Source organism: Corynebacterium afermentans subsp. afermentans, from assembly GCF_030408355.1.
GTDB classification, from domain to species: domain Bacteria; phylum Actinomycetota; class Actinomycetes; order Mycobacteriales; family Mycobacteriaceae; genus Corynebacterium; species Corynebacterium afermentans.
The window spans coordinates 2051870-2065776 of sequence record NZ_CP046606.1 but is presented as its reverse complement, the minus strand read 5'-3'; the positions used below and the strand labels follow the sequence as shown (position 1 = coordinate 2065776).

7 protein-coding genes are annotated in these 13907 nt (G+C 61.3%); 5 read left to right on the top strand and 2 right to left on the bottom strand.

The annotated features are described in order from the left end of the window. Positions 1-172 precede the first annotated feature (172 nt). The 3 genes from CAFEA_RS09845 to CAFEA_RS09835 all read left to right on the top strand — a co-directional run bounded on the left by CAFEA_RS09845 (position 173) and on the right by CAFEA_RS09835 (position 3717). Positions 173-1369, top strand: a complete 1197-nt coding sequence (locus CAFEA_RS09845; protein ID WP_063938958.1) for a glycoside hydrolase family 76 protein — start codon at positions 173-175, stop codon at positions 1367-1369. Positions 1370-1417: 48 nt separating this feature from the next. Beyond that, positions 1418-2452, top strand: a complete 1035-nt coding sequence (gene fbaA, locus CAFEA_RS09840) for a class II fructose-bisphosphate aldolase (RefSeq protein ID WP_063938957.1) — start codon at positions 1418-1420, stop codon at positions 2450-2452. A 92-nt stretch (positions 2453-2544) separates the two neighbouring features. Continuing rightward, complete coding sequence (locus CAFEA_RS09835) at positions 2545-3717, top strand: FUSC family protein (protein ID WP_063938956.1); 1173 nt, start codon at positions 2545-2547, stop codon at positions 3715-3717. Between the two features lie 177 nt (positions 3718-3894). Here the strand turns inward: CAFEA_RS09835 and CAFEA_RS09830 are convergent, their stop codons facing one another. Together CAFEA_RS09830 and CAFEA_RS09825 are read right to left on the bottom strand one after the other, a co-directional pair. Next, positions 3895-4755 (bottom strand): PRC and DUF2382 domain-containing protein, encoded by an 861-nt coding sequence (locus tag CAFEA_RS09830; protein WP_063938955.1) that lies wholly within the window; start codon positions 4753-4755, stop codon positions 3895-3897. Positions 4756-5082: 327 nt separating this feature from the next. Further along, complete coding sequence (locus tag CAFEA_RS09825) at positions 5083-5877, bottom strand: hypothetical protein (RefSeq protein WP_063938954.1); 795 nt, start codon at positions 5875-5877, stop codon at positions 5083-5085. A gap of 52 nt (positions 5878-5929) precedes the next feature. On the opposite strand from CAFEA_RS09825, the gene CAFEA_RS09820 reads away from it, so the two are divergent. Continuing rightward, complete coding sequence (locus tag CAFEA_RS09820) at positions 5930-7219, top strand: adenylosuccinate synthase (protein WP_063938953.1); 1290 nt, start codon at positions 5930-5932, stop codon at positions 7217-7219. A gap of 543 nt (positions 7220-7762) precedes the next feature. Beyond that, the gene (locus tag CAFEA_RS09815) at positions 7763-13654 is read left to right on the top strand and encodes a putative Ig domain-containing protein (RefSeq protein WP_063938952.1); all 5892 of its coding nucleotides are present in this window, start codon (positions 7763-7765) and stop codon (positions 13652-13654) included. Positions 13655-13907: the final 253 nt, after the last annotated feature.

Below are 13907 nucleotides of genomic sequence, written 5' to 3'. Positions count from 1 at the left end.
ATCTCGCTGGCGGCCCCTTCCGTTTAAAGTTGGACAACCGTCTCGGATGTCAACTTTTACGCGTTTCGTTTAGCTGGGCGGCCAGAACCCCTAAAACCCGCCAGAACCGGTGAAACGAAACCGGTGCCTCTGGCAATATAGGTACGAACCGTTTGAACTTGAGGAGTCCCCTGTGCCGGAAACGTGGGCGCACCGCGCTGACCTGGCTGAATCTGCCGTAAATGAACGCCACGCGCAAAAGCTCTGGGGCTTGCCCAAAACGAATCTGGCGGTGGTGACGTGGCCGCCGGGCCCCAAAGACCGTTTGTTTTGGCACTGGCACTACTGGTGGCAGGCGCAGTACCTGGATTGTCAGGTCGACGCCGCTACCCGCCGGGAAACCAAGACCCGCCGCCGCCGGATCGCGGACACGTTGCGCGGGGTGCAGCGCCGCAACCGGGGCAAGCTGCTCACCAACGTCCACTACGACGACAAGGCGTGGTTGGCACTGGCGTGGAACCGCGCGACCCGCATCGGCGGCATCAAGCGCAACCGCCACTTGGATGATCTGGAGTTTGACCTGCTCGCGGGCATCGACCCGGTCACCGGCGTGCTGCCCTGGCGCAGCGGCGAGACGTTCTACAACGTGCCGTCGAATGCCACTGCGGCTTTGCTGTTCGCCCGCACGGGCAGGCTGGATAAGGCGCGTGAGATTGTGGACTGGATCTTTGACAATCTGGTGCGCGAGGACGGCCTGCTCGACGATGGCATTCGGATGCGCATGAGCGGACCGGAGGTCGTGGATAAGATTTACACGTACAACCAGGGCACCGCACTTGGTGCGAGCCTGGAAATCGCACTCGCGCTGCGTGAGGACGTTGGCCTGGCGTACAACGAGCAGATCGATTCCTTCGTCTACTCGGAGCGCGCGGACGCGTCGATGTTCTACATCACCCACATCCGCGCGATCGTGCAGTCGGTGGCGCTGAACCTGGCCACCCCGCAGGGTGTGTTGCTGAGCCCGCCGGAGGAGTCCGGGGAGGGCGACGGCGGCCTGTTCAAGGGCATCCTCGCACGCTACCTGGCGGAGGTGGCGCTGCGGCTGCCGGCGGATTCGAAGGAGAACATCGCCACCCGCAAGATCGCGGCGCGACTGGTTATGCAGTCGGCGGATTCGCTGTGGTCGCACCGCCTTGAGGTGGACGGTTTGCCGGTGTTCGCCGCGGAGTGGACGCAGGATGCGAAGTTGCCGCACAACTACGGGCTCGGGCCTTCGTCGATAAGCGAGGCGGTGGGGCTTGTGCGTATCGACGAGCGCGACCTGTCCGTCCAACTTTCCGGCTGGATGCTGCTGGAGGCGGCGGCGAGGGTGGCTGCAGCGCAGGCGTAAAACGGGCATACTGGGGACGTAACTGCAACCCCTAGCAGGAGGATTTCCATGCCTATCGCAACCCCCGAGGTCTACAACCAGATGCTGGACACCGCCAAGAAGGGCGGCTTCGCGTTCCCGGCGATCAACTGCACCTCGTCGGAGACCATCAACGCGGCAATCAAGGGTTTCGCTGAGGCGGAGTCTGACGGCATCATCCAGTTCTCCCTCGGCGGCGCTGAGTTCGGTTCCGGCCTGGGCGTGAAGAATAAGGTTGCGGGCGCAAAGGCGCTGGCGGCGTTCGCGCACGAGGTGGCGCAGCACTACGACGTCAACATCGCGCTGCACACTGACCACTGCCAGAAGGAAGTGCTGGACGACTACGTCCGTCCGCTTATCGCCCTTTCCCAGGAGCGCGTGGACCGCGGCGAGCTGCCGCTGTTCCAGTCCCACATGTGGGACGGCTCCGCGGTGCCGATCGACGAGAACCTGGAGATCGCCCAGGAGCTGCTTGCGAAGGCGAAGGCCGCGAACATCATCCTCGAGGTGGAGATCGGTGTCGTCGGTGGCGAAGAGGACGGCGTTGAGGCGAAGGCCGGCGCGAACCTGTACACCACCGAGGCAGATTTTGAGAAGACCGTTGACGCCCTCGGCACCGGCGAGAACGGCCGCTACCTGCTGGCGGCTACGTTCGGCAACGTCCACGGCGTGTACAAGCCGGGCAACGTGAAGCTGCGCCCGGAGGTGCTGGACATGGGCCAGAAGGTCGCCGCCCGCAAGCTGGGCCTGGACGAGGGCGCCCAGTCCTTCGACTTCGTTTTCCACGGCGGCTCCGGTTCGGAGAAGGAGAAGATCGAGGAGTCCCTGCGCTACGGCGTGATCAAGATGAACGTGGACACCGACACCCAGTACGCGTTCACCCGCCCGGTCGCGGCCCACATGTTCTCCAACTACGACGGTGTGCTCAAGATCGACGGCGAGGTGGGCAACAAGAAGACCTACGACCCGCGCTCGTACCTGAAGAAGGCCGAGCAGGCCATGTCCGAGCGCGTCATCGAGGCGTGCCAGGACCTCCACTCCGTGGGGAAGTCCGTGTCCAAGTAAGCACTCTTTGCTTATCGACGAAACCTCCGGCCCTCCCCGGAGGTTTTTCCTTTGCCCGGATCCAGTTGCCCTCCCGCCTAGACTGTCTAACCATGGCGAAGCAGAGGATGGGTACGCGGGAGCGTCTTCAACATGTGGATAAGTCGGTGCAGGCGCGCTTGAAGCGTGTGCGCAAGCGTCTGCTCCCGATTCTGCAGATCGGTCTCGCGGCCGGCTTGGCCTATTTCTTGGCACGCGACGTTGCCGGCCACCCGCGCCCGTTTTTCGCCCCGATCAGCGTGGTCATCATTATTGGTATGACGGGCGGAGATCGCGTTTCCAAGTCTCTGGATATGGCGCTCGGCTGCATCCTCGGCGTTTTAGTGGGCGACCTCATCTTCTACCGGCTCGGCGACGGCGGCTGGCAGATCGCGGTCATCGTCGCCGGATCGCTGCTTATTGCGTCGTTTCTGTCCAGTTCGATCCTGGTGAACAACCAGGCCGCGATCGGTGCGATCCTGATCGCCACGATCATGCCGCCGGACGCTGAAGTCACGGGTATTGACCGCACCGTGGACGCGATCATCGGCTGCCTGGTCGCGTTGGCGACTATCGCGCTGATCCCTCAGGCGCCGATGCAGTCGGCGCGTGCGGAGGTGTCCAAGGTGTTGGGCATCATGTCGTCGGTGCTCGACGACGTCTCGGACGGATTGCGCGACAACGATCCTGCGAGCATCGACGAAGCTCTCGACCTGATCCGCGGCACTCAGACCGGCATCGACGACCTCGCCGCTGCCATCAAGGCTGGCCAGGAGACGTCGCGAGTCTCGCCATTTTTGTGGGGTACGCGCCGCTACATCAATTCGCTCGCGCGCGTGATCCCGCCCGTCGATAATGCGGTGCGCACGACTCGTGTGTTGGCGCGTAGGGCGGGCGTGCTTGCCGACGACAACGATTCCGCTACCTCCGCCCAAATCCAACTCCTGGACACCCTTTCCCAGGTGTGCCTGGAACTTTCCGAGGTCTACGACGTCAACTCTCGCGTCACCCAGGCCACCGTGATCCCGAAGTGCGTCAACGAGCTGCGTCAGGCTGCTCAGGAGGCTGGCATGGATGTCATCCCGGAAGACGGCGTGCTGTCCGCGTACGCCGTCTTGGCGCAGACGCGGTCCTTGATCGTGGATCTGCTGATGGTGTGCGGCATGTCCAACGAGTCAGCGCTCGCGGCGCTTGCGCCAACCTCGAAGACACCGAAGGTAGAGCCGGAAGCCTTCGACTTCGACTAGCGCGCCTGGGGGCGGTGCGCTCGCTCTCGTCGGCGGTGCTCGCGATGCGCGGCACCGTTGCGCCCCGTCTTCCGCGCCGCCCACCCCCGCCCCCATGCACAGCGAAAACCCCGGCTGGGAGGAAAACCCAGCCGGGGTTTGAGGCGTCTAGCGCTCAAGCGCTCAAGCGCTCAGTGTTTAGCGCTTGTTGATGTCGCCCTCGACGTCGCCCTCGACAACGCCGTCGGTCTCGAAGCGCTCCTTGCGGACCTCCTCGGAGACGGTCTCGGTGTCGCGGACGGTGTCCTTCTCCAGGGAGACCTTCTCCACCGGGACGGACTCCTTGGAGACGTTCACGCGGTCCTCGGAGAGGGTGACGGAGGCTTCCTGCTCGCCGATGTTGCCGTCGTAGTTGGCGCGGTCAGCGTCGGTGATCGGCTCGCGGACAACGCGGACCTCTTCGCGCTCAACCGGAACCTCAACGTTCTCGGTCTCGTTGACAACGTACTTGCGCAGGCGAACCTCGCCGGTTTCGACGCGGTCCTTGGAGACGTTCAGCTGCTCCTCGGAGCGGATGATCTCGTCGTTGTCAGCGACATCGCGGCGGTCAGCGTCGACAACGTCGCGACGCTCGGTGTCGACGTCGGTGCGCTCGCCAGCTGCGTAACCAGCACCTGCGCCAGCAGCACCTGCGGCGCCGGTCTCTGCGAAGCGGTTACCGGTCTCGTAGGTGGTCACGTCCTGGGTGTTCTCCAGGCCGTAGTGGCGGTAGAACGCGTCCTGGTCCTCGGTGGTGAGGTGGCCGTTCTCGTCCAGATCCGGAGCGTCCTCGATGCGGTCCTTCTGGAATGCGAGGTGCAGCTCGCCATCACGCAGGGTGTGGCCGCGCAGCGGAACGATGGAGTCGCCGCCGCCGAAGAGGCCGTGGTTGACGGAAACGAAGTCCGGCTGGCCGGTGGTGTCGTTGACGTAAACGTCCTTGACGCCGCCAACCTTGTCGCCGTCGACGTCGTAAGCGGTAGCGTTTGCCAGGTCCTCGATGCGGTTGAAGTCAGCCATGATTTCTCCTTAAAGATTTCGGCTAGTAGATTTGTCGTGCCCCGCGTTTCCCGTCTGAAGCGGTCCTTGCGGGAACAAATCCGAATGTAGGGAAGGCCCCGCCCCTACGTCTGGACGGTCGTCCAAATTTGGGTCACTGAACAAAAGTTCGAGCGACAAACCTCCCAGTTTCAGGTAGCCCCTTAAATGTGTCTGTGACGTGGGCATTTGCCTATCGACGGCACCGAAAACGAAAAAACCTACAACACTTTCAAATACCGACGAGGTAACGAAACGCTAACCAAACGCCACAAAAATCCCACTGTGAGATAAATCACGTTTAGGGATTTAAGACTCTCGCACGCTCTGGATGTCGCGTAAATGGCGGTAAAAGGTGACCCGCGAAACGGGGCGGGGGCGCAGAATGCCGTCGATAAGTACGGCAATTTCCTCGCCCCCGGATTGCAGCGCGCGGCCCGCGAGCACCCGGGAGGAGTCAGTGCGGCGCACGGGTAGTCGCCGGAAGAAGCGGCGCGTGGGCACCAGCGGGCTGACAAACGGGACCGCGACCAGCCCGGGCGCGTCCACGGTGGGCACCAGCCGTGCGCCGTACTCGTCGCCGCCGACGAGCACCTCCGAATCCACGACAATTTCGCCTACGTAGGGCGCCGACCCGTCGCCGGTGTAGAGCTCCGCGGACCCCGCAACCGCCTCGCCGAAGTCCGTGCGCACGCACGGCATCGGCCGCACCGCGCCCTCAACCGCGAGTGCTATATCGCCTGCGCCCCACACGAGCGCTGCGGGCGAGTGCTTATCGACGGGCACGTAACCGACCTCCACCCACATCACATCCGCCCGCATGAGGCGGGTGAGCACGAGGCCGAGCGCGCGATCATCGCCGGAAACAATCACGCGCACTGGCTCTGCGGGGCGCTGGGGTGCAAACGCCGGCTCGCCGAGGTGGGACACGTTCGGGCTTGCCTGAATCTCATCCAAAGATGGGGTGGGATCCTCCGGCAACACTTCGCGGGCGATCTGCGCCAGAAACTTCAGTTCCCGCTGGCTGGGGTGCTGGGGAAGGTCGAAGCGCTGGGCGCCGGGGATGACGGGCGCGTCGCCGCACGCGCAGTGGATGAGCCGCATGGCGCTCACGCTACAATATGGCCGTTATTGCGCCATATATAAGGAGTGTGCGATGTCCGCCATCATCATTGTGGGCGCCCAGTGGGGCGACGAGGGCAAAGGCAAGGCAACCGACATCCTCGGCGGCAAGGTCGATTACGTAGTGAAACCCAACGGCGGCAACAACGCGGGCCACACCGTTGTGGTGGGCGGGGAGAAATACGAGCTGAAGCTCCTGCCCGCCGGCGTGCTCAGCGAGAACGCCACCCCGATCCTTGGCAACGGCGTGGTGGTGAACCTGGAGGCGCTGTTCGAGGAGATCGACGGGCTCGAGGACCGCGGCGCCAACGCCTCGCGCCTGAAGGTCTCGGCCAACGCGCACATGGTGGCGCCGTACCACCAGCAGCTGGACCGCGTGCAGGAGCGCTTCTTGGGCAAGCGCGCCATCGGCACCACCGGCCGCGGTATTGGCCCCACCTATGCCGACAAGGTCGCGCGCGTGGGCTTGCGCGTGCAGGACATTTTCGACGAGTCCATCCTGCGCCAGAAGATCGAGTCCGCGCTGGACGTGAAGAACCAGATGCTGGTGAAGATGTACAACCGCCGCGCGATCTCCGTGGAGGAGACGATGGACTACTTCGGCCGCTACGGCGAGCGTCTCGCGCCCATGGTCATCGACGCGGAGCGTGTGCTTAACGACGCCCTGGACCGCGGCGAGCACGTCCTCATGGAAGGCGGCCAGGCCACGATGCTGGATGTGGACCACGGCACCTACCCGTTTGTCACGTCCTCCAACCCCACAGCAGGCGGCGCCTGCGTGGGCTCCGGAATCGGCCCGACCCGCATCGCCGGGGTGCTGGGCATTGTGAAGGCGTACACCACCCGCGTGGGTGCCGGCCCGTTCCCGACGGAACTGTTTGATAAGTGGGGCGAGTTCCTCCAGGTCACCGGCGGCGAGGTGGGTGTGAACACCGGGCGTGTCCGCCGCACCGGCTGGTACGACAGCGTGATCGCGCGCTACGCCTCCCGCGTCAACGGCTTCACCGACCTGTTCCTGACCAAGCTGGATGTGCTCACCGGCATCGGGGAGATCCCCATCTGTGTGGCCTACGACGTGGACGGCAAGCGTTTCGACGAAATGCCGCTCACCCAAACCGACTTCCACCACGCCGAGCCGATCTACGAGACCATGCCGGCCTGGGACGAGGACATCACCGAGTGCCGTACGTTTGATGAGCTGCCACAGAAGGCCCAGGATTACGTGCTGCGACTTGAGGAGCTCTCCGGCGCGCCGATCTCCTGCATCGGCGTCGGCCCCGGACGCGACCAGACCATCGTGCGCCACGACGTGATGGAGCGGTAGCACGTTCCAAAGGGGGTTTGGGGGTGAAAAGGCGACTGTTTTGCAGGCGCCTTTCGGCGTTTTCGCCCCCGTTTTCGGGTAAGCGCAAAAATCTTAACAATATTTCAGTGTTTTGACCTGCCTTGTTGGATGCTCGGTGGCGCGGCGTTGACGGTGTAGTTGTGGATACGTGAACAAGTATGCAGGTGGGAGCCTGTGTGGCGACCGGTTTTGAGACTGCCGTACCCGGGTGGGGTCGAGGGTTGGGTGTGCGATGTGACGTAATGGGGATTGTTTTCATATCACACCATTAGCTTATGATGTGTGATCATTTTATGTACACATGTTGCGCAAATCCGGAAAGTACCAGGTGAGACAAGTGTAAAAGAAGTGCCGATCTTACGGAAAAATTGGCGATCGATGAATGTTATCTGGAAACCGCATTGTGAACGTGCGTCTTGTTTCTTACGATGATCGTGTTGACCCTATGCGACAGGTGCGTGTTTGTTGCGGAACTGGGTCAGGCTTCATGTCTCTCTAATACCTCTCTCGAAGGGAATTTTTGTGAAGAAGAACTACATCGCTCGCCGCCGTGGCACCTCCGTTGCCGCAGCCGCGCTGTCGTTTGCGCTGGTAGCGCCGTTCGCGCAGTCGGTAGCAGTCGCTCAGGAGACTCCTGCTGCGGTTGCTGATGTCAGCACTGACGCCGAGACCTTGGATGAAAGCGGTGCAATAGTCGCCGACGCCATTGCAAACGGCTACATCAGGTCTGCAACGGGTATGACCAATGCGAAGTCCGCGCTTTCGGGCCGTGCATTTATTGACGATGGCTACGGATTTTCTCCGACGGATGGTGGCCAGCAGGCCGTGCCGGACGGCACGAAGGTCTACATGCAGTGGATCGATAAAGACGGTGCTGTTTCGCCGGTGTATGTTGCACAGACTACAAGCGAATTGGGCGGCGGCAATGCTAACCAGGCTGGTCCTGGTGCCTACGCGTTTGATCTGCGCAAGCCATGGATCGATCATCACGGCAAGGCGCACACCTACACGGCTTCGACGAACCAGTACTACAAGCTGTGGATCAACCCGTTCGAGGATGAGCGTAACGGATTTACCGTGTACCCGTTCCGCCAGGTTGGTGGTTTCTTCCCGGGTGTGTTCCGCAACTCCATGGGTGCTGATCAGCAGGGCGCTTGGAACACGATCGGTACGAATATGCAGCGCACTGCCGTGTTGATGCAGGCTGATCGTGATGTGCCGTACATGCACAAGCCGAAGTCCGAGTGGATCAACGACGAGACGCCGACGGTGCCGCGCCAGGCAACTAACCCGGCGATGACGGGCCATGTTGGTGGCAAAGTCTGGCACGAGACGACGGATGCTCGCGTCAACGGACCGAACGATACCCGCGATGTTCCTGCCTCCGGTATGTATGTGGTCATGAGCGTGCTGACCAAGGCAGGCGCCGGTGCGTATGCTGAGACCGTGGATACGCTCCCTGAAGCGCAGAAGCTTGCTGCTGCAAAGAAGCTGCTGGAGGAGCACCCGGAGTACATTGCGGCCACTGTGCGTTCTGAAGTCGGCGAGGATGGCTACTACTCTGTGAAGTTCCCGGGCGGGACGCTGACCGACGACACCAAGCAGTACCTTTACGCGCACGTGGAAAATGCTGATGGGGAGATCCCGAGTGGTTACTCCGCATGGCGTGTGCCCTTGTTCAACTCCCCGAAGAACAACGGCACTCGTAACCCAGCGCCGATTGCTGCGGAAAACCCGGTGCAGAACCCAATGTGGTACAACGTGAACTTTGCGTTGGTGCCGCGTCATGATGTCTCGTTGGATATCACCAACCTGAACATGACGGATATGCCTGCGCGCATTGGTGATACTGCCGAGCTGAATGTCACCGGTCCGTTCCCGGTGACGCCGAACAAGATTGTTTGGAAGAAGAACAACGGCGAGGTCGTCAAGACGTGCGATATCAATAGCGAGGCTGAGGCAAATGCTTGCGAGCTGACCGTTCCTGAAGACGCTGCGAATGGTGATCTGTACACTGCCGAGTTCGTCACTGGCGACGATACTGTGCTGGCTGCAGACTCGTTTACTGTTGTTGTGCCGGTCGTGATGCCTTTTGGTTCGGTGTACGACGAGTACGACGAATTTGACGCGCTTGCGGATCTGCCAGAGGAACCTAACAACAAGGTTAAGAATTCGGAGACGACGTACAAGGCTGAGGGGCTTCCGGAGGGCTTGGAGTTTGATTCAGAGACCGGCATGATCTCTGGTACTCCGGAGAAGGCAGGCACCTCTGAGGCGACTATCACCCGTACAGTCAAGGTGAAGACGACGGTAGACCAGCCGATCTTTGACGAGGACGGTAACCCGGTTTACGTTGACCCGGAAGCACCCGAGAATGAGCGTGTTGTCAAGACGAAGTCGGTTGAGATTGAGGAAGACCGCACGGACAGTGTGACACTGGTGGCGACCATCACCGATACACCGATGGAGGCTGGCTTTGTTGATGCCGAGTATGAGCATGACGTTAAGCCAACTGGTTTTGAGAATCACCCGTTGAAGCTGAAGGTGAAGGAAGACTCCCTTTCGGTCGATCAGGCGACCCTGCCGGCAGGCCTTACCTTTGAGGCGGCGACTGGCAAGGTTACCGGGACGCCGACTGAAGAAGTTGCGGCTGACGAGCAAAACCCGAACGTCACCGTGACCTACACCCTGGTTGACTCCAAGGGTGAAGAGTACGAGGTGACGGATCGTGTGCCGCTGAAGGTAACCACGGCCGTGGCGGATACCGTTGAGCCGGAGTACAAGGACAAGCTCGTTGTTCCTGGTAAGGAGACGAAGTCTTCGCCGAGCTTTACCGACAAGGACGGTAAGGACGTCGAGGTTCCGGCGGATTCGAAGTTTAAGATTCCTGATGACTTCACGGCTCCTGAGGGCTACACCGTTGACATTAATGAGGACACCGGTGAGATCACTGTTACCGCTCCGGAGAAGCCGACTGGCGATACTGTTGAGGAGTTTGATGTTCCGGTTACGGTGACGTACCCGGATGGTTCAGTGGATGATAAGGTCTCCGCGAGGTTTGTCCTCTCCCCGCTTGCGAATGACGTGCACGTCCACCCGATCGTCGATGCGATCGTGACAAAAGGCCAGGCACTCAAGCCGATCGAGGTTCAGGTGGACGGGCGCGGCGCAGAAGGCGCTGAGGTCACCGTTACCGGCTTGCCGGATGGTGTGACCTTCAATGAGGACACCCAGACCATCGAGGGCACACCCACGCAGCTTGGTGAGTCCGAAGTAACCGTCACCGCAACGAACGGTGAGTCGAGCGAGTCCAAAAAGTTCAACATCCGCGTGATTGCCGCCGATGTCGACGACATGGATGGTGACGGTGTCAAGGACACCGATGAGGCCGAAGACGGCACCGATCCGAAGAACCCGGATTCTGATGGCGATGGCCTGACGGATGGTGAGGAGAAGGAGCTCGGCACTGATCCGAACAATCCGGATACCGACGGTGACGGTGTCAAGGACGGCGAAGAGGCCAAGGACGGCACTGATCCGAACAACTCGGATTCTGATGGCGATGGCCTGACGGATGGTGAGGAGAAGGAGCTCGGCACTGATCCGAACAACCCGGATACCGATGGTGATGGCGTCTCTGACAAGGAAGAGCAGGATAACGGCACTGATCCGAAGAACCCGGATTCTGATGGCGATGGCCTGACCGATGGTGAGGAGAAGGAGCTCGGCACCGACCCGAACAACCCGGATACCGATGGTGACGGTGTCAATGACGGTGATGAGGTCAACGACGGCACCGATCCGAAGAACAAGGACACCGATGGTGATGGCCTGACCGATGGTGAGGAGAAGGAGCTCGGCACCGATCCGACCAAGAAGGACACTGACGGCGACGGCATCAACGATGGTGATGAGGTCTCCGGTGACGGCAACAAGTACGACGGTAAGCCGACGGATCCGACCGAGGCTGACACCGATGGTGACGGCATCAACGATGGTGACGAGGTCAATCGTGTTGATGAGGACGGCAACCCGGCTCCGACGGATCCGAATAACCCGGATACCGACGGCGACGGTGTGACCGACGGCCAGGAGAAGATCGACGGCACCGACCCGTTGGATGAGGATGACTACCGCGGTAACAGGAATGATGACGATCGCGACGGTCTGACCAACAACGAGGAGAAGGACGGTTCCAAGAACCCGTGGGGTGAGCCGACCGAAAACGAGGACGGTACCGTTACTTCGAACCCGAAGGATGAGGGTGAGACCAACGGTGCTCCGACGGACCCGGACAACGCTGACTCCGATGAGGATGGCGTTGATGACGGTCAGGAGATCATCGATGGCACGGATCCGAACAACCCGGATACCGATGGTGACGGCATTTCTGATGGTGACGAGAAGAAGGACGGCACCAACCCGCTGGAGAAGGACTCCGATGGCGATGGTCTGACCGACGCTGAGGAGAAGGAGCTTGGTACTGATCCGAACAAGGCTGACACTGATGGCGACGGCATCAATGATGGTGACGAGGTCTCTGGTGATGGCAACAAGTTCGACGGTAAGCCGACGGATCCGACGAAGGCTGACTCCGATGGTGACGGCATCTCTGATGGGGATGAGGTCAACCGTGTTGATGAGGACGGCAACCCGGCTCCGACCAATCCGAACAACCCGGATACGGACGGCGACGGCGTCAATGACGGCCAGGAGAAGATCGACGGCACCGATCCGCTGGATCCGGATGACTACCGCGGGAATAAGGATGACGACGATCGCGATGGTCTGACCAACAATGAGGAGAAGGACGGTTCCAAGAATCCGTGGGGTGAGCCGACCGAGAACGAGGACGGCACGCTGACGTCCAACCCGAAGGGTGAGGGCGAGGACAACGGTGCTCCGACCGACCCGGACAACGCTGATTCCGACAAGGACGGTGTCAACGATGGTCAGGAGATCATTGACGGCACGGATCCGAACAATCCGGATACCGATGGTGACGGCATCTCTGACGGTGAGGAGAAGGCCGATGGCACCAACCCGCTGGAGAAGGACTCTGATGGCGATGGTCTGACCGACGCTGAGGAGAAGGAGCTTGGTACTGATCCGAACAAGGCTGACACTGATGGCGACGGCATCAATGATGGTGACGAGGTCTCTGGTGAGGGCAACAAGTTCGACGGTAAGCCGACGGATCCGACGAAGGCTGACTCCGACGGCGACGGCATCTCCGACGGTGACGAGGTCAATCGTGTTGATGAGGACGGCAACCCGGCTCCGACCAATCCGAACAACCCGGATACCGATGGTGACGGCGTCAACGACGGCCAGGAGAAGATCGACGGCACCGACCCGCTGGATAAGGACGACTACCGCGGCAAGGACTCCGATCGTGATGGCCTGACCGACAAGGAGGAGAAGGACGGCTCCCTTAACCCGTGGGGCAAGCCGACCAAGAACGAGGACGGCACGTTCACCTCTAACCCGAAGAAGGACGGCGAGGAGAACGGCGCTCCAACGGATCCGAACAAGTCGGACTCTGACGGCGACGGCCTGACCGACGGCCAGGAGATCGAGCGCGGCACCGACCCGAACAACCCGGACACGGACGGCGACGGCGTCAACGACGGCCACGAAATCTCCGAGGGCACCGACGCGCTGGACAAGAACTCCTTCCCGAAGGAGCTCGAGAACGGCCACGGCATCATCCGCATCGACGGCTCCTTCAACGGCACTGTCGGCAAGGCGATCGACCCGATCACCGTCTCGGCTATCGGCGTGAAGCCGGAGTTGACCGGCGGCAAGCTGCCGGATGGCCTGACCTTCAAGGACGGCAAGATCACGGGTACTCCGACCAAGGCCGGCACCTTCAAGGTTGCCTTCACCACGAAGGATGAAGAGGGCAAGGTCATCGATACCCGCGAGGTCACCTTCAAGATCTCCGAGGCTGCGAAGCCGGCTGAGCCGCGCGAGGTAAACGAGAAGTGCCTGGCTACGTCCCTCGGCTTTGGTCTGCCGCTGCTAGCACTGATCCCGGTTGGCCTGGCTACCCAGGTTGAGCTCCCGGGTCTTTCCAACATGGTCGGCGACGTCAACGCGCAGCTGCAGAACGTCAACACCCAGATGCAGCAGCAGCTCGGCCTGTTCAACCCGGAGGTTGCAGTCCAGGTGGATGCGATTAACAAGCAGCTGGCTCAGTACGGCACCGATTTCGGTACTGTCGCTGGCGCCCTGGCTCTGATCGCGGCTGGCATTCTCGCCGGCACGATCATCTACGACGCGTGTGCTCCGGAGGGCTCCCAGAGCTCCGTGAACGAGCTGCGCCTCGAGGGTTCCTCCGGCAAGACCTACGCCGGTTCCTCCAAGAAGGAGGAGAAGGCGGTGAAGCAGGGCTCTTCTGAGAAGAAGTAGCCTCGGCTAAGCCCAGGTTGGCCCCCGCGCTCCCGCAAGGGAGGGTGGGGGCCTTTGCCTATCGACGCCCCTCCGGCCACCCCCATAAGGGTGAAGAACGCAGCGCTGCGTCACATTCTTACTTGATTTTAAGTCCTCTCTACCTGCGTCTTCCTGGCTGAAGCTCATTAGGTGCGAGTTGTCCAGCAAGTTCCCAGCAAGTTTTGTGACGTGAACTTCCTAGCTGGGAATCTTGTTGCGCCACCCCTCGGTA

What these genes read in the sequence shown, in the direction of transcription:
- CAFEA_RS09825 (WP_063938954.1), bottom strand. Translation starts at nt 5,877, where the DNA reads ATGCGGCTCATCCACTGCGCGTGCGGCGACGCGCCCGTCATCCCCGGC.
- CAFEA_RS09820 (WP_063938953.1), top strand. Translation starts at nt 5,930, where the DNA reads ATGTCCGCCATCATCATTGTGGGCGCCCAGTGGGGCGACGAGGGCAAA.
- CAFEA_RS09835 (WP_063938956.1), top strand. Translation starts at nt 2,545, where the DNA reads ATGGCGAAGCAGAGGATGGGTACGCGGGAGCGTCTTCAACATGTGGAT.
- CAFEA_RS09830 (WP_063938955.1), bottom strand. Translation starts at nt 4,755, where the DNA reads ATGGCTGACTTCAACCGCATCGAGGACCTGGCAAACGCTACCGCTTAC.
- fbaA (WP_063938957.1), top strand. Translation starts at nt 1,418, where the DNA reads ATGCCTATCGCAACCCCCGAGGTCTACAACCAGATGCTGGACACCGCC.